Genomic DNA, 16,454 nt, shown 5'->3' with positions numbered 1-16,454 from the left:
CTTGGTTTTCTGCAAGAATGACTGTCGTCAAGCGATGTCAGGTAAATGTCAGGTTCTTGTGATCGCTTGAGCGCATGCGGCCTCCATGGAGGTGGGGCCGTCGATAACGGGAGGAGAATGGCGGGCGACATGTCGCTGCGCCCAAAACATCCTTCCGTTGCGTAAAAACACTTCGTCTCGCGGGACGACAACGGAGGACATACCTTGAAACATTTCTTGCTCGCTTCCTTCCTCGCAAGTGCAATCGCCCTTCCGGCGGTTGCCGCCGATTATTCGATCATGGCGCCGGCAGCACCGGGCGGCGGCTGGGACCAGACCGCGCGCACGATGCAGACCGTGCTGCAGCAGGAGAAGATCTCCAACCGCGTCCAGGTGATGAACGTTCCGGGCGCAGGCGGCACGATCGGCATCGCCCAGTTCGCCAGCCAGCAGAAGGGCAACCCGAATGCGCTTCTCGTCGGCGGTTACGTCATGGTCGGCGCGATCCTCACCAACAAGTCGCCCGTCACCCTGAAGGACGTCACCCCGATCGCGCGGCTGACCGGCGAATACGAAGTCATCGTCGTGCCGGCCTCGTCCGACATCAAGTCGATCGGCGATCTCGTCACCAAGCTGAAGGCTGATCCGGGTTCGGTTTCCTGGGGCGGCGGTTCGGCCGGCGGTACCGACCATATCGGCGCGGGCCTGATCGCCAAGGCTGCCGGCGTCGATCCGACCAAGATCAACTATATCGCGTTCTCCGGCGGCGGCGAAGCACTGGCCGCAATCCTGGGCAGCCAGGTGACGGCGGGCATCTCGTCCTATGGCGAGTTCGAAAGCCAGATCAAGGCCGGTTCGCTGCGCCTTCTGGCGATCTCTTCGGCTGAAAAGATCGACGGCATCGATGCGCCGACGCTGAAGGAAAGCGGTCTCGACGTCGTGCTGCAGAACTGGCGCATGGTTGCCGCTGCTCCGGGCATTACCGAAGAGCAGAAGAAGGCAATCGCCACCGATATCGAAAAGCTCGCCAAGTCGGGCAAGTGGCAGGAAAACCTGAAGACCAAGGGCTGGATGGACACCTATCTGTCGGGCGCGGCCTTCGACGAACAGCTTGCCAAGGACATCGCCTCCACCGAGACGATCCTGAAAGAAATCGGACTGGTTAAATGAGTTCTGACACACCAAAGAGCTCGAGCGAGCGCCGCCCTGATTGGGCGGCGCTTGTCATCGCAGCCGTTCTCGCCATCGTTGCCGGCGTCATCTTCGTCGACGTATCGCGCCTGACAGCCACGACCGGCTATTCGCCGATCGGCCCGGCTTCGGTTCCTTACTGGATCGGCTTCGGCTTGATCGGCCTTGCCATCTGGACCGTATTTGCAGCCTTCCGTCACGATTTTCCCGAGCGCGAGCGTCAGGAAATCAGCCCGGTCCTTTGGGTTGTCGGTGGCCTTCTCGCCCAGATGATCCTGATCCGCCTTGCCGGCTTCTCCATCGCAACCGGCCTGCTGTTCGGCCTTGCCGCCCGCGGTTTCGGTGCGCGCAAGCTGCATATCAGCATTCCGGTCGGTATCGCCATCTGTCTTGCCATCTGGTGGCTGTTTGCGGGCGTATTACAGCTCTCGCTTCCCGCCGGCCCGCTTGAAAACCTGCTCCTCCAGTAACCGGAGCCGGAGAGACATCCCATGAGCACATTCGAATTCCTCCTCCAGGGCCTGGCATCCGCCGCAGAGCCGATGAACCTGCTTTATGCGCTGATCGGCGTCACACTCGGCACCATGGTCGGCGTCCTGCCGGGCATCGGGCCTGCGACCACCGTGGCGCTGCTTCTGCCGGTCACCTACCAGCTCGACGCCACCGGCTCGCTGATCATGTTTGCCGGCATCTATTACGGCGGCATGTATGGCGGCTCGACGACGTCGATCTTGTTGAACACGCCCGGCGAAAGCGCCTCGATCGTCACCGCGCTCGAGGGTAACAAGATGGCCCGCGCGGGCCGCGGCGGACCGGCGCTGGCGACAGCCGCGATCGGCTCCTTCGTTGCCGGCCTGATCGCGACGCTGGCGCTCGCCTTCATCGCGCCTTACATCGTCAAGCTGGCGCTGGTCTTCGGCCCTCGCGAATATTTCGCGCTGATGGTGCTCGCCTTCGTTACCGTGTCTTCCGCTTTCGGCAATTCGACGCTACGCGGCCTTACCTCGCTGTTCATCGGCCTGGCGCTCTCGCTCGTCGGCATCGATCAGCTGACCGGCCAGAACCGCCTTTCCTTCGGCGTGCCGGACCTGCTCGACGGGATCGAAGTCACGACCATGGCGGTTGCGATGTTCGCGATCGGCGAAACCTTGTTCATCGCAGCCCAGGGCGCGCAGGCGCCCGACAAGGTGGAAGCGATCAAGGGTTCCGTGTGGATGACGGCATCGGACTGGGCGCGTTCGTGGAAAGCCTGGCTGCGCGGCACCGTGATCGGCTTCCCGATCGGCGCAATGCCGGCCGGCGGCGCTGAGATCGGCACGTTTCTTTCCTACGCGACGGAAAAGAAGCTCTCCAAGCATCCGGAAGAATTCGGCAATGGTGCGATCGAAGGCGTCGCCGGACCGGAAGCCGCCAACAACGCGTCTGCCGCCGGTACGCTGGTGCCGCTGCTGACGCTCGGTCTGCCGACGTCTGCCACGGCTGCAATCATGCTGGCCGGCTTCCAGCAATATGGCCTGCAGCCCGGCCCACTGCTGTTTGCGACCAACCCACAGCTCGTCTGGGGTTTGATCGCCTCGCTGCTGATCGCCAACCTGATGCTTCTGGTTCTGAACCTGCCGCTGGTTGGAATGTGGGTGAAACTGCTGACCATCCCGAAGCCTTGGCTTTATGCCGGCATTCTGGTGTTTGCGACGCTCGGCACGATCGGCGCAAATCCTTCGGTGTTCGAACTCGGCATGCTTCTGCTCTTCGGCCTGATCGCTTACGTCATGCGCGTCTTCGATTATCCGATCGCACCCGTCATTGTCGGCCTGATCCTCGGGCCGCTGGCGGAACAGCAGCTGCGCCGTGCGCTCTCGATCAGCCAGGGTGATTTCACCGTGCTGTTCACCTCGCCGATCGCCGCCGTGCTGCTGCTGCTTGCAGCAACCGCACTGATCCTGCCGCTGGTGTTGCGCATGCGTGGGCGTGGCGACGTGCTGACCCAGATGGCGGCCAGTGAAGACTGACAAGTCCTCCCAGGACGAAAAAGCCCGGCACGTCGACAAGAGGTGCCGGGCTTTTTTATGTCTGCTTCAGGTGAAGCGTCAGTGCCCGAACACCGACCAGCCGGTCCGGTCGGCCAGCATTTCCAAGGCCAGTGAACCGACCAGCGAATTGCCGTTGTGATTGAGTCCCGGCGACCAGACGGCGATCGAGGCGCGGCCCGGTGCGACCGCCATGATGCCGCCGCCGACGCCGCTTTTGCCGGGCAGGCCGACGCGATAGGCGAATTCGCCCGAGCCGTCATAATGCCCGCAAGTCAGCATCAGCGCATTGATGCGCCGCGCCCGCTGCCTCGATACGACCGTGTGCCCGGTCATCGGATTTCTGCCGTTTGCCGCCAGAAACAGTCCGGCACGCGCAAGCTGGGTACAGGTCATGGCGATGGCGCAATGGTGGAAATAGACGCCGAGCACATGCTCCACCGGATGGGTGAGCTTGCCGAAGGAGCGCATGAAATTGGCGAGCGCGAAATTGCGGTAACCGGTCGCCTCTTCCGATTTCGCCACGGCAGGGTCGATCGCGATCTCCTCGTCATCCGCCAGATAACGGACAAAACGCAGGATCTCGCCGATCGCCTCGCGCGGCGTATGGCCGGCGAGCACGAGATCACTGACGGCAATCGCGCCGGCATTGATGAAGGGATTGCGCGGCTTTCCCTCCTCATGCTCCAGCTGGACGATGGAGTTGAAGGCCGATCCCGATGGTTCGCGGCCGACACGGTTCCAGGTCGTTTCACCATGTTTGCCGAGCGCGAGCGTCAACGTGAACACCTTTGAGACGCTCTGGATCGAGAAGGCCTCGTCGCAATCCCCTGCACTGTGAACCTTGCCGTCGACGGTGACGACCGCGATGCCGAATTTCTTCGGGTCGACGTGGGCAAGCTGGGGAATGTAGTCAGCCACCTTGCCTTCGCCGAGCCGCTTCTGCAGCTTTGAATGGATGTCTTCAACGATCGCCTGCAGGTCGTCTTTCATTGCGGCTCCGGGAACAATGCTTTTGAAACACCTAGAGTGTTTTCGGGGCCGATGAAAAGCCCCTATTCGTCGGCGCTGCCGGAAAGGTGATTGCTGGCGGATGCCTTGACCGCACCGATCTCATTCCAGAGCGAAGCAACCATGTCCGGCTCGACATCCGCCATGATGTCTTTCAGCCAGCGTTCATGCGCCACGGCCATGCCGGTGAAAAAATCGATACCCGATGGCGTCAGCCTTGCCACCGTCACACGGCGGTCGGCATGTGGCGTGACGCGCTCTACATACCCATCCGCTTCCAGCCGCTCGACCAGCCCTGTGACATTGCCATTGGTCACCATGGTGCGCTTCGACAGCTCGCCGAGCCGCAGGCCTTCACGCTCGCGATAGAGCTGCGCCAGAAGGTCGAACTGCGGCAGCGTTGCGCCGAACTCGGCACGCAGGCGGCGACGGATCTCGTTGGTGATCAGCTTGGTGGTCGAGAGCATGCGCAGCCACAGCCGCGTCTCCGGCTTGTTGTTGCCGTGGGCGTCGTGAACGATAAGCTCGAGATCCGCGCTTGCCGCTTCCATTGTCATACTCCGAGATAGCGATCCTGGATCTCCGCGGTGACTTCGCCGCTTGATCCCTGCCAGACGCTTCGCCCGTTTTCGAGGATGACGCAACGGTCAGCAACCGGCAAAAGCTCCGAAAGCGTCTTGTCCACCACGAGAATGGACAGGCCTTCCGCCTTCAGCTGCCGGATCGCCCGCCAGATATCCTGCCGGATGACCGGGGCCAGCCCCTCTGTTGCCTCATCGAGGATAAGCAGGCGCGGATTGGTCATCAGCGCTCGGCCGATCGCCAGCATCTGCTGTTCGCCGCCGGACAGCGATTTCGACATCTGCGCATGTCGCTCTTCCAGCCGCGGGAAAAGCGCGTTGACCTTTGCGAGCGTCCACTCCCCCGGTCTTGCCGCCGCGACGAGGTTTTCATGGACGGAAAGATTGGGAAAGCAGCGCCGCCCTTCCGGCACCAGACCGACGCCAAGTCGCGCCACCTTATAGGGCGCCATCCGCTCGGTGCCCTTGCCGCCGAAGAAGATCCGGCCGCTCTTCGGCGGCATCAGATTGCAGATCGACTTGATCGTCGTCGACTTGCCCATGCCGTTGCGGCCCATCAGCGCCACGACCTCGCCTTCATCGATACGGAATTCGACGCCGAAAAGTGCCTGGCTTGCGCCGTAGTAGGTGGTGATATCCTGTACATCCAGAAGCATCAGGCATGATCCCCCAGATAGGCGGTGCGCACCGTCGGATTGCTGCGGATTTCGTCCACCGTGCCGGTCGCGATGACCTTGCCGTAGACGAGAACCGAAATCCGGTCCGCGAGTGCGAAGACCGCATCCATATCGTGTTCAACCAGCAGGATCGGTGCTTCCCGGCGCAGCGCATCGAGAAAGCCGGTCAGCCTCTTCGATCCTTCCGGCCCCATGCCGGCCATCGGTTCGTCGAGTAGAAAGGCCTTCGATTGCAGCGCAAGCGCCATGGCGATTTCCAGCTGGCGGCGTTCGCCATGGGAAAGTTCGGCGGCCGGCAGGCGCGCACGGTCGGCGAGCCCCACCCTTTCGAGGATCGCCATTGCCGGGTCGACCAATGACCTATCCCGCATGACCGGCCTAAAGAAACCGAAGCTCGACCCCTGCTTGGCCTGCACGGCCAGCATGACATTCCTCAGCGCCGAAAATTCCGGCGCCAGCGACGAGACCTGAAAGGTCCGGCCGAGGCCTTTTTGCGCCCGTTCGGCGGTGTTCAGCGCGCCGATATCCTCGCCGGCAAAACGGATCGTGCCGCTATCCGGCCTCACCGTACCGCAGATCTGGTGAATCAGCGTCGACTTGCCGGCCCCGTTTGGGCCGATCAGTGCGTGGATTTCACCCGGCCGAAGATCGATCGAAACGCCGTCTGTGGCGCGCAAAGCACCGAATGCCTTGACGAGATTGTCTATCTGCAGAACCGGCTCAACCATGTTTCGCCTTTCCGGCCAGAAGACCAAGCAGGCCGCCTCGCGCAAACAGCACGACACCGAGGAGGATGAGGCCAAGGAAGAACTGCCAGCGTTCTGTCAGTCCACCAAGCGCAAATTCGAAGGCGACATAAAGGGCAGCGCCTGCAACTGGCCCGAACAGCCGCCCGGTGCCGCCGAGAATGATCAGCACGATCAGTTCGCCCGACATGTGCCAGGAGAGCATGGACGGGCTGACGAAGCGGTTAAGATCGGCATAAAGCGCACCGGCAAGCGCCGTGATCATCGCCGAGATGACGAAACCCGTCAGCCGGATACGATAGGGGTGGATGCCCACAGTCGCGACGCGCGTCTCGTTCTGCCTTGCCGCCTGCAGGGCCGTACCGAAACGCGAGGCGCGGATCAGCGCGAAAAGGCCGATACCGGCCAAGAGCACGACATAACAGACGAGGAAGAAGCTCAACGGCTTCATCGTATTGAGCCCAGGAAACTGGTTGCGCACCAGGATCGACAGCCCGTCCTCGCCGCCATAGGCGGGCCATGAGATGGCAAAATAATAGACCATCTGGGCAAAGGCGAGCGTGATCATGATGAAGTAGACGCCGGATGTCCGCAGGCTGATCGCCCCGATCGCCAGTGCTACCAGGCCTGCCGCAATCACCGCGACGATCCAGATGACCGGCATCTGCACCGTGCCGGGCAGGCCGAAAATCATCGGCTCGTAGGAGAGCGCATGGCTGGACAGGATGCCCGCCGCATAACCGCCGATGCCGAAAAAGGCGGCGTGTCCGAAGGAGACGAGGCCACCGAGACCGAGTGCCAGATTAAGCCCCAGCGCTGCCAGCGCCAGAATGGCGATGCGGGTGGCAAGCGTTACGTAAAATGGCTGGCCGAATGCATTGGCCGCCAGCGGAGCGACCAGCAGCAGAAGGGCGAGCACGAGATTGACGGTATTTTCGCGTGTCAGCATGTCTTGCCCTCACGCATGGGCCGGCGGGAAAAGCCCGCGCGGTTTGACGGCCAGAATGACGGCCATGACGACATAGATCAGCATCGAGGCCATGGCCCCGCCGATCATGCCCGCCTGGGATGGATCGACGAACAAGGCCAGAAACTGCGGCAGAAGAAAACGCCCGAGCGTATCGGTCACGCCGACCAGCAGCGCGCCATAAAGCGCGCCCTTGATCGAGCCGATGCCGCCGATGACGATGACGACGAAGGCGAGGATCAGCACCGGCTCACCCATGCCGACCTGCACCGATTGCAGCGCGCCGACGAGTGCTCCCGCGAGGCCTGCGAGTGCCGACCCGAGCGCGAAAACCAGCGTGTAGAGCGTGCGGATGTCGACGCCGAGCGCGCCGATCATCTCCCGGTCGCTTTCGCCGGCGCGAATGCGCATGCCGAGACGGGTTTTTCCGATCAGCAGGTAAAGGCCGAGCGCGATCAGCGCGCCGACGGCGATGATCGCCAGGCGGTAGACCGGATAGCTCGCGTCACCCGGCAGGGTGACGACGCCCTGAAGCAGGGCCGGAATATCGAGATAGAGCGGGAAATCACCGAACAGCCAGCGGGTGCCTTCGGAAAAGATCAGGATCAGCGCAAATGTCGCCAGAACCTGATCGAGATGATCGCGGTCATAAAGCCTGCGAATGACGGCAAGCTCGACGATGGCGCCGGCGGCTGCCGCACAGGCGAGGCTGGCGATCAGGCCGAGCCAGAACGAACCGGTCCAGGCAGCAACGGCCGCACAGGCGAAAGCGCCGACCATATAGAGAGAACCGTGAGCAAGGTTGATGAGGCCCATGACGCCAAAAATCAGCGTCAGCCCGGCTGCCATGAGAAACAACATGACGCCGAGCTGGATGCCGTTCAGCAACTGCTCGAGAGCAAGTGCGATGGTCACATCTAGGCCTTAGATCTTGCAGTCTTTGGCATAGGCATCACCGTGATCGGTGAAGATCTTTTCGACCGTCTTGTTGGTCAGTACGCCGTCCTTCTTCACCACTTCCGTCAGGTAGATGTCCTGGATCGGATGCTGGTTGGTGTTGAACTTGAAGTTTCCGCGCGGTGACTTGATGTCGGCCTTCAACAGTTCGTTGCGGAAAGCATCGGCATCCTTGACGCTGGCCTTGGCCGCAGCCGACAGGATCAGCTGTGCCGCGTCATAGGCCTGCACGGCGTAGATGGACGGAAGGCGGTTATATTCCTTCTGGAAATCGGCAAGAAACTTCTTGCTGACGTCGGTGTCGAAGTCAGGCGCCCACTGGCCGGATGCCTTGGCGCCGAGTGCCGCATCACCGATTGCCGGAAGAACATCCTGGCTGAAGGAGAAACCCGGGCCCATGACCGGGATCTTTACGCCCGACTGGGCGAACTGCTTCATGAAGGAAATACCCATGCCGCCCGGGAGAAATACGAAAATGCCATCGGCACCGGATGCGCGCATCTGGGCGATTTCGGCGGCGTAATCCGTCTGGCCGACCTTGGTATAGACTTCGCCGGCCAGCTCGCCCTTATAATAGCGCTTGAAGCCGGTGAGCGAATCCTTGCCGGCCGGATAGTTCGGAGCGAGGATGAACATCTTCTTGTAGGTTTTGGCGGCGTATTCGCCCATTGCCTCATGAAGATTGTCGTTCTGGTAGGCGGCGTTGAAATAGAGCTTGTTACAGCCCTGGCCGGCAAGCGCCGCAGGCGCTGCATTGGTGGACACGTAGAATTTGCCCTGAGCGACCGCGCCCGGCACGACCGCCATCAAAAGGTTCGACCAGACGATGCCGGTCAGCACGTCGACCTGGTCGCTCTGGATCATCTTGTCGGCGATCTGGACGGCAAGTTCCGGCTTCTGCGCGTCGTCCTCGGTGACGACGGTGATGTCCTCGTTGCCGGATTGTTTGATCGCCAGCATGAAGCCGTCACGGGTATCGACACCGAGGCCTGCACCGCCGCCCGAAAGCGTGGTGATCATGCCGATCTTGAGCGGCTCGGCCATCGCCAGACCCGATGCACCGAGGCTGAGCGCCATCGTGGCGGCTGCCAGCATTTTCTTCATTGCGGTACTCCCCTTTTTTGTCGTTCCCCTGTCGCCCGGCGAGTTCACCGTGGCGGAACCGTTACCTTCCACATTCACACAGAAACTTCCACCGTCGAAAAGGACGATTTCGCCGGTGGGAGCGTAATTTACGCCGAAAGAGCCTGCTTCAGACGGAAGCGCTGGATCTTGCCGGATTCGGTCTTCGGAAGCGTGTCGGTGAAGATGACCGAGCGCGGATATTTGTAAGGCGCGATCACCGCCTTCACATGTTCCTGCAGAAGCTTCGCCATGGCGTCGCACGGGTCGGAACCTGCTACGAGCACCACATGCGCCTCGACGATCATGCCGCGATCCTGATCCGGCACGCCGATCACCGCACATTCCTGCACCGCCTCATGTTTCAGCAGCGCCGCCTCAACTTCCGGGCCAGCGATGTTGTAACCGCCGGAAACGATCATATCGTCGGAACGGGCGACGAAATGAAAATAGCCGTCCGCATCCTCTACGAATGTGTCTCCGGTGACGTTCCAGCCGCCACGAACGAAGTTTTTCTGGCGGTCATCGGCGAGATAACGGCAGCCGATCGGGCCGCGCACGACGAGATGACCGGGCGTGCCGCGCGGCACCTCGTTCAGATCGTCATCCACCACCATCGCCTGATAACCCATCAGCGGCTTGCCGGTGCTCGATGCCCTGAAATCGTTCAGCCGGTTGGAGATGAAGATATGCAGCATCTCGGTGCCACCGATGCCGTCGAGGATCGGCGTACCGGTCTTTCGCATCCATTCGTCGAAAACCGGTCCAGGCAGCGTTTCACCGGCAGAGACCGCGATCCGGAGCGACGACAAATCCGCGCCGCTATCCATTGCCGAAAGCATGGCGCGATAGGCGGTCGGCGCGGTGAAACAGATGGTCGCCTTATGCGTCTCGATGATCTCGATCAGTTTCGGCGGCGATGCGTTTTCGAGAAGCGCAGCACTCGCGCCGAAACGCAGCGGGAAGACAGCCAAGCCACCAAGCCCGAAGGTGAAGGCAAGCGGCGGCGAGCCGACGAAAACATCGTCCGGACGAACGTTCAAGACTTCACGCGCATATGCATCGGCAATGATCAGGATATCGCGATGGAAATGCATTGTCGCCTTGGGCACGCCGGTCGAACCGGAGGTGAAGCCAAGCAGCGCCACGTCGTCTCGACCGGTCTTTATCGCCTCGAACTTCACCGGCTTGTTCAGAGCCGCACGATCGAGTTCAGCATCGTGATTGGCTGTGCCGTCGAAGCCGATCACCTGAGTAAGAGTGTCGCTTTCCTTGGCGGCGGCAATCAGCTCATCCATTAGCCTAGTGTCGCACAGCGCCAGCGTCGCCTGCGCCTTGTCGATGATTTTTGCCAGTTCGCCGGCGCGCAGCATCGGCATCGTGTTGACGACGACAGCACCGGCCTTGGTTGCTGCCAGCCAGCAGGCGACCATGGCCGGATTGTTGGCCGAGCGGATCAAAATGCGGTTACCCGGTCTGACCCCATAGTCCTCGGTCAGCGCCCGGGCGATGCGGTTCGTCCAGTCGGTCAGTTCCTTGTAGGTGCGTTGCCGGCCGTTGCCGATCAGCGCCGTATGGTCGCCGAAACCACGCTCGACCATACGGTCGGTCAGCTCGACGCCGGCATTCATCCATTCGGGGTATTGGAAGCCATCGAGCCTTATTTCCGGCCATTCTTCGATGGGCGGAAGGTTATCGCGGGCATAGGTATCCTGATGGCCTGACGGTCCCAGCATAATCACGTTCCCATTATTCTTATCGATGTGGCTTTTTGCCTTTTGTCCAGAATTGCACCGAGTTCCGGGACTGGCAAGAGAGAAATTTTAAGTTTGTAATATTTTTCGGAAGCGTCTGTTTTCGCGTCATTCTTTCCGATGAAAGGGCTGGTCAGAGGCCACCGATGCGGTATGTCTTGAGAGAAAGAAGCACGTTCAAGGAGAGCCGTATGCGCCACAAGATCACCGACTGGGACGACGCCTATGCCAACGGGATCAACATTCCGCAGGGCGATCGCTGGCCGGATGCGTGGGCGGAACCGGCGAAGACCTATCGCGAGCGCATGGCCGAGACCGGACAGGCAAAGCTCAACCTGAGCTACGGCGACAAGCCGCGAAACCGCTTCGACCTGTTCCTGCCGGCCGGTGATCCGATCGGCCTCGTCGTTTTTGTCCATGGCGGCTTCTGGATCAGGCTCGACAACAGCTATTTCTCGCATCTGGCCCATGGCGCGGTGGAAACCGGCTATGCCGTAGCGATGCCGAGCTACACGCTGGCGCCGAAAAACCGGATTTCAGGCATCACGCAGGAAATCGGCAAAGCCATCGAAGCTGCAGCGGAAATCGTCTCCGGCCCGATCCGGCTCACCGGGCATTCCGCGGGCGGGCATCTCGTCACCCGCATGGTCAGCGCCACGTCTCCCCTGCCGGAAGAGATCCGCAAGCGGATCGTCAATGTCGTATCGATCTCGGGCGTCCATGACCTGCGGCCGCTCATCATGACGCAGATGAACAAAATGCAGCAGATCGATATTGAAGAAGCCTATCTCGAAAGTCCTGCGCTGCTCGAACCGCTCAATCGCACCCGCGTCACCTGTTGGGTGGGCGCCGCGGAGCGTTCGGAATTCCTGCGCCAGAACGCACTTCTCGCCAATATCTGGAAAGGGCTCGGAGCCGAGACGGATTGCGTCGAGGAATCGGATCGCCACCACTTCAACATTCTCGACGGACTTGCCGATCCGCATCACCCGCTGACGGAAGCGCTGCTGACGTGAGAACCTCTACACGCCGGTCCGGTATGATGCGTTTGCGGCATGGGAGTGCACAAGCGGCGCTTGTGACGATTGGAAGCCGGGATTAACGTCCCGGTCTCTTTCATTCCTGCCGGGGCCACAATCATGTCCAGCGAAGACCGCCAGTATCGCCTCGGCGTGATCTATGTCGGCCTGTCGGCGCTGGCCTGGTCTTTGTCGGGCCTGTTCATGCGTGCGATCGAGACGGATCTTCCCACGATCATATTTCTGCGCGGGCTGGTCTCGGGCACGGCGACGCTGCTGTTCTTCTTCTATCTGGAACGGGACCGCGCCTGGCCGATCCTGAAGGCAATTCGCTGGCCGACGATCCTCGCCACCCTGTTTTCCGCCGGCAGCATGATTTCCGGTCTCGGCTCCATCTACTACACCTCGGTTGCCGATGCGATGGTCATCTATGCGACCGTGCCCTTCGTCACCGCCGGCGTCGCCTTCCTGGTGATCGGCGAAAAGGCCGGCCGCTCGACGCTGATCGCCAGTACTCTCGCCTTCGCCGGCGTCGCCGTCATGCTGACGGATGCCGGCGGTGGCGGATCGATGCTCGGCAAGGGACTGGCGGGCATCATGACGCTGACGGTCGCAGCACTTGCCGTCATCATGCGCCAACACCGTGATGTGCCGATGCTGCCGGCCATGGCGTTTTCCGCCTATCTCTGCTCGGCCGTCACCTTCTGGTTCGCCAGCCCCGGCACCGCCACCGGGCAGGATATGACGCTGATCTTCCTGTTCGGCATCATGCAGAACGCGCTCGGCCTCATTCTCTACACGTTTGGTGCACGCCGCATTCCGGCGGCGGATGCCAGCCTCATCATTGCGCTGGAAGTGCCGCTCACGCCGCTTTGGGTGTGGATGTTCATGGCCGAAATACCACCACAGGCCACTCTGATCGGCGGCCCCATTGTGCTTGTCGCGCTCTTCGGGCACATCTTCGTCGAATTTAGACGCAGCCGCGGGCCACTTCCCGCAGCACCACAGCAAAGCCTCTGACTGACTGAGCCCATGACCAAGACAATCGCAATCATCGGCGGCGGCCCGGCCGGGCTTGCGGCGGCGGAACAGCTTTCCGCGGCTGGTCTTGCCGTGACTGTCTACGACGCGATGCCAACCTTCGCACGCAAATTCCTGCTGGCCGGCAAGTCGGGGCTGAACATCACCCATTCGGAGGATTTTTCCGGTTTTGCCGAACGTTTCGGCCAAGCCTCCACTCGCCTGCGCCCGGCGCTCGATGCGTTTGCGCCGGATGATGTGCGCCGATGGGCGGCGGAACTCGGCACGGAAACATTCGTCGGCACATCCGGCCGGGTTTTCCCGACGGTGATGAAAGCCTCTCCGCTGCTGCGCGCATGGCTGAAACGGCTGGAAGCCCACGGTGTCACACTCAAGACCCGGCACCGCTGGACCGGCTTTAATGCAGACGGATATCGCTTCGCGACACCGGATGGCGAAGTCAGCATCCGGCCCGACGCCACGCTTCTGGCCCTCGGCGGCGCGAGCTGGCCGCGGCTTGGCTCAGACGCCGCCTGGGTGCCGTGGCTAAAGGATCAGGGTATAGCCGTTCGCGACCTGCAGCCGGCCAATTGCGGCTTCGATGTCGGCTGGAGCGAAATCTTCGTCGAGCGCTTCGCCGGGGCACCGCTTAAATCTGTCTCCACCACATCTGATGCCGGCACCTATCCGGGCGAATTCGTCATCTCGAAACACGGGATCGAGGGCAGTCTCGTCTATGCCCATTCGGCCGCACTGCGCGACCGGGTTCTGCGTGACGGGAAGGCCACGCTTACCGTCGATCTGATGCCGGGCCGAACGCAGGATCGCCTCGCCCGCGATCTGGCAAGGCAGGACGCCAAGGCAAGCTTTTCCAACCGGCTGCGCAAGGGGGCCGGGCTGGATGGCGTGAAGGCCTCGCTCCTGCGCGAACTGTCTGCGAATGCCAATCGTCTGACGCCGGAACAACTCGCCGAGTTAATCAAGGCATTGCCGATCCCGGTTTTGCGCCCCCGCCCGATTGCCGAGGCAATCTCGTCGGCTGGCGGTATTGCCTGGAGCGACATCGACGAGCGCTACATGCTGAAATCCTGCCCCGGATTGTTCGCAGCCGGTGAAATGATCGACTGGGAAGCGCCGACCGGCGGATACCTGCTCACCGCCTGCCTTGCTACCGGTCGCGCGGCCGCACGCGGCATCCGGGACTGGCTGTCGGACAGTTAGTTTGGACAGGACTGCGACCCTTTCTGCCGCTATTGTCATGGATCAATGCCGTGAAGCCGTTTTGCGGCAGATTGCCCAGAAATACACCCCAACCACGCTCGTCAGATGACACGCCAGAGACGTCGACACATCATCCGCAAACGGCGGACCACAACCGGTTTGGCGCTTGTGGCTGCGGTTTCCTTCATTGCCGGCATGACGGATGCGATCGGCCTCATCCTCTCCGGCGATTTCGTCTCCTTCATGAGCGGCAACACAACGCGCGCGGCAATATCCGTTGCCGATGGCGATTACACTCACGCACTGACCCTGTTCGGCGCGATATGGGTCTTCATTCTTGGCAATGCGCTCGGCATCGTGCTTGCCCACCGTGTCTCGGCGCGGCGCGCCTTTGTGGTGCTCTCAACCGTTGCCATCCTGCTTGCAGGCGCCTCGGTACTGCCGGCGGATTACCTGCGTGTGCAATTCTATCTGGTCGTGCTGTCAATGGGCCTGATCAACGCAACGGTTGAACAGATCGAAGGCCTGCCGATCGGGCTGACCTACATTACCGGGGCATTGTCCCGCTTCGGCCGTGGCATCGGGCGATGGATGATCGGCGATCGCAATCCGCGCGGCTGGCTGATCCAGACCGTGCCATGGACCGGCATGGCGGCCGGAGCGGTGACTGGAGCCTTCATCACCCATTCCATGGGCAAGGATGCACTGTCTGTCGTCGCCATGCTGACGATCGTCGTCGCGCTCGCCACCCGTGCGCTGCCACGCCCGCTTCACCTGCATTTCCAGCAGCCGATCGTTCACCGCCGCCGCGACGCGCTGTAAACTGCGCGCGAATCGAATTCGCGAGCGTCCATGTTTCTTCTCTCTAAGTTGTTCTGGGTTTTCGCCCAACCGCTCTCCATCGCCTTCCTGCTAGCGACGCTAGCGGCAGCGCTTGCCTTCGTCGGCTGGCGAAGGCTTTCCGGCCTCTCGGCATGTCTTGCGGCGCTTGTGCTTTTCATCACGCTGTTCACGACAACGGGTGTGGTGGCATTGCAGGTTCTCGAAGCACGGTTTGAAAGACAAGCAAAGGATCTTGCCGAGGTCTCGTGCATGATCATCCTCGGTGGCGCCTTCGACAATGAGATCAATACGGCACGCGGTGGCATGGAGCTCAACCAGTCGGCCGACCGCTTCGTCGAGGCCCTGAGGCTTGCTCGCAACTACCCTGAGACACGCATCCTGATTTCAGGCGGTGACGGGTCGATCAGCGGCACTTTCGAGGGCGAAGCTCAAACGGCGGAACGCTTCTTTTCGGCCTTCGGGATATCTTCCGAGCGGCTGATCAAGGAAAACACGTCGCGCACGACCTACGAGAACAGCCTCAACACAGCCGAACTCTTGAAAGCTCAGGGGTTGGAAAACTGCCTGCTGATCACCTCGGCCTTTCACATGCCGCGCTCGGTCGGGCTGTTCGCCAAGGCCGGCATTGCGGTCACGCCTTGGCCGGTCGATTATCGCACGAGCGGCGTGGTGCGACCCGGCCTGGACTTCACCCAGCCGGCGCTCAACGCCCAGATCACCACGACTGCCGCGCGGGAGTGGATGAGCCTTGCCGCCTATTATCTGACGGGCCGGATCGGCTCGTTCTTGCCAAGATAACTATTTCTTCGAGATCGTGACGAATTTCGTTCCGCGAACACGAACGCGCATTTCGCAAGGTACCGCATCGGTACGCTCGCAGAAACGCGGATGCATTTTGAACATGAAGACCATGTTGCCAAAATACTGGACGAAATCGTAGCCATAGACCTGGGCGGTGGCGATCATGATGTAACCGCCCTCCTTGGCCTGGACATAGAAATTCTGCGGGCAGCCATCCTGATTGCATCTTGGTCCGCGAACGCCGTCACAGGTCATGTCGCTGTGATCGATAACGACATCGGTAATATTGTCGTTGTTAATATCGAAGCGCTTGACGAAATTCGGCCCGAAATCGACCGTCTTGCAGCTTTTCCTGAAGAAGCCCTTTTCGAACATTTCCGGATCTTGCAGCAGCTGTTGCTGGGCCGATGCCATCACGGGCATCATCACCAGAAGGGCAATGGCTTGGATTATCGCGACAAAATGCTTCTTCACGGCGTTCACCACAGGCAAATTGATCTGTTTATGACGCTGCAGCACGAATTACGTATATGCAGGA

Annotated in this window: 17 protein-coding genes; 8 read left to right on the top strand and 9 right to left on the bottom strand. The window is 61.2% G+C overall.

The window, feature by feature from the left end:
- Window positions 1–204 precede the first annotated feature (204 nt).
- Genes MRBLMR1_RS13330 through MRBLMR1_RS13320 form a run of 3 tightly spaced genes read left to right on the top strand, consistent with a single transcriptional unit; the run spans window position 205 to window position 3,179 of the window.
- Entirely contained in the window at window positions 205–1,149 is a 945-nt protein-coding gene (locus MRBLMR1_RS13330) for a Bug family tripartite tricarboxylate transporter substrate binding protein (protein ID WP_148146243.1), read from the top strand.
- A complete protein-coding gene (locus MRBLMR1_RS13325; protein ID WP_148146244.1) occupies window positions 1,146–1,640 on the top strand; it encodes a tripartite tricarboxylate transporter TctB family protein in 495 nt (164 codons plus the stop codon). The genes MRBLMR1_RS13330 and MRBLMR1_RS13325 overlap by 4 nt, the downstream gene beginning before the upstream one ends.
- 21 nt (window positions 1,641–1,661) lie before the next feature.
- A complete protein-coding gene (locus tag MRBLMR1_RS13320) occupies window positions 1,662–3,179 on the top strand; it encodes a tripartite tricarboxylate transporter permease (RefSeq protein WP_148146245.1) in 1,518 nt (505 codons plus the stop codon).
- 78 nt (window positions 3,180–3,257) lie between these two features.
- On the opposite strand, the gene MRBLMR1_RS13315 is transcribed toward MRBLMR1_RS13320, so the two are convergent.
- From MRBLMR1_RS13315 to MRBLMR1_RS13280, 8 genes are all read right to left on the bottom strand, one after another.
- Window positions 3,258–4,190 (bottom strand): glutaminase, encoded by a 933-nt coding sequence (locus MRBLMR1_RS13315; RefSeq protein WP_148146246.1) that lies wholly within the window; start codon window positions 4,188–4,190, stop codon window positions 3,258–3,260.
- 62 nt (window positions 4,191–4,252) lie between these two features.
- On the bottom strand, window positions 4,253–4,765 hold the full coding sequence (locus MRBLMR1_RS13310; RefSeq protein ID WP_148146247.1) for a MarR family transcriptional regulator: 513 nt from the start codon (window positions 4,763–4,765) through the stop codon (window positions 4,253–4,255).
- On the bottom strand, window positions 4,762–5,445 hold the full coding sequence (locus MRBLMR1_RS13305) for a branched-chain amino acid ABC transporter ATP-binding protein (protein WP_148146248.1): 684 nt from the start codon (window positions 5,443–5,445) through the stop codon (window positions 4,762–4,764). The genes MRBLMR1_RS13310 and MRBLMR1_RS13305 overlap by 4 nt, the downstream gene beginning before the upstream one ends.
- Window positions 5,445–6,194, bottom strand: coding sequence for an ABC transporter ATP-binding protein (locus MRBLMR1_RS13300; protein WP_148146249.1), 750 nt, complete (start codon window positions 6,192–6,194; stop codon window positions 5,445–5,447). Before MRBLMR1_RS13300 ends, MRBLMR1_RS13305 begins: the two co-directional genes overlap by 1 nt.
- Window positions 6,187–7,161 (bottom strand): branched-chain amino acid ABC transporter permease, encoded by a 975-nt coding sequence (locus tag MRBLMR1_RS13295; RefSeq protein ID WP_148146250.1) that lies wholly within the window; start codon window positions 7,159–7,161, stop codon window positions 6,187–6,189. The genes MRBLMR1_RS13300 and MRBLMR1_RS13295 overlap by 8 nt, the downstream gene beginning before the upstream one ends.
- A 9-nt stretch (window positions 7,162–7,170) precedes the next feature.
- Entirely contained in the window at window positions 7,171–8,094 is a 924-nt protein-coding gene (locus tag MRBLMR1_RS13290; protein ID WP_148146251.1) for a branched-chain amino acid ABC transporter permease, read from the bottom strand.
- A gap of 9 nt (window positions 8,095–8,103) precedes the next feature.
- Entirely contained in the window at window positions 8,104–9,240 is a 1,137-nt protein-coding gene (locus MRBLMR1_RS13285; RefSeq protein WP_500065037.1) for an ABC transporter substrate-binding protein, read from the bottom strand.
- Window positions 9,241–9,368: 128 nt separating this feature from the next.
- The gene (locus MRBLMR1_RS13280; RefSeq protein ID WP_148146253.1) at window positions 9,369–10,994 is read right to left on the bottom strand and encodes an AMP-binding protein; all 1,626 of its coding nucleotides are present in this window, start codon (window positions 10,992–10,994) and stop codon (window positions 9,369–9,371) included.
- 209 nt (window positions 10,995–11,203) lie between these two features.
- Here MRBLMR1_RS13280 and MRBLMR1_RS13275 point away from each other — a divergent pair, with 209 nt between their 5' ends.
- The 5 genes from MRBLMR1_RS13275 to MRBLMR1_RS13255 all read left to right on the top strand — a co-directional run bounded on the left by MRBLMR1_RS13275 (window position 11,204) and on the right by MRBLMR1_RS13255 (window position 15,913).
- Window positions 11,204–12,028, top strand: a complete 825-nt coding sequence (locus MRBLMR1_RS13275) for a hormone-sensitive lipase (RefSeq protein ID WP_500065035.1) — start codon at window positions 11,204–11,206, stop codon at window positions 12,026–12,028.
- A gap of 123 nt (window positions 12,029–12,151) precedes the next feature.
- Window positions 12,152–13,051: a DMT family transporter gene (locus MRBLMR1_RS13270; RefSeq protein ID WP_210297739.1), complete on the top strand. Its 900-nt coding sequence runs from the start codon at window positions 12,152–12,154 to the stop codon at window positions 13,049–13,051.
- Window positions 13,052–13,063: 12 nt separating this feature from the next.
- On the top strand, window positions 13,064–14,272 hold the full coding sequence (locus MRBLMR1_RS13265) for a TIGR03862 family flavoprotein (protein ID WP_148146255.1): 1,209 nt from the start codon (window positions 13,064–13,066) through the stop codon (window positions 14,270–14,272).
- 105 nt (window positions 14,273–14,377) lie between these two features.
- Window positions 14,378–15,094 (top strand): YoaK family protein, encoded by a 717-nt coding sequence (locus MRBLMR1_RS13260; protein WP_148146256.1) that lies wholly within the window; start codon window positions 14,378–14,380, stop codon window positions 15,092–15,094.
- A gap of 30 nt (window positions 15,095–15,124) precedes the next feature.
- Window positions 15,125–15,913 (top strand): YdcF family protein, encoded by a 789-nt coding sequence (locus MRBLMR1_RS13255; protein ID WP_148146257.1) that lies wholly within the window; start codon window positions 15,125–15,127, stop codon window positions 15,911–15,913.
- Here MRBLMR1_RS13255 and MRBLMR1_RS13250 read toward each other — a convergent pair whose 3' ends face one another.
- Complete coding sequence (locus MRBLMR1_RS13250) at window positions 15,914–16,342, bottom strand: hypothetical protein (protein WP_148146304.1); 429 nt, start codon at window positions 16,340–16,342, stop codon at window positions 15,914–15,916.
- Window positions 16,343–16,454: the final 112 nt, after the last annotated feature.

This window comes from Neorhizobium sp. LMR1-1-1.1, assembly GCF_040675795.1.
GTDB classification, from domain to species: Bacteria; Pseudomonadota; Alphaproteobacteria; order Rhizobiales; family Rhizobiaceae; genus Neorhizobium; species Neorhizobium cellulosilyticum.
This window is presented reverse-complemented; position numbering and strand designations above follow the sequence as displayed.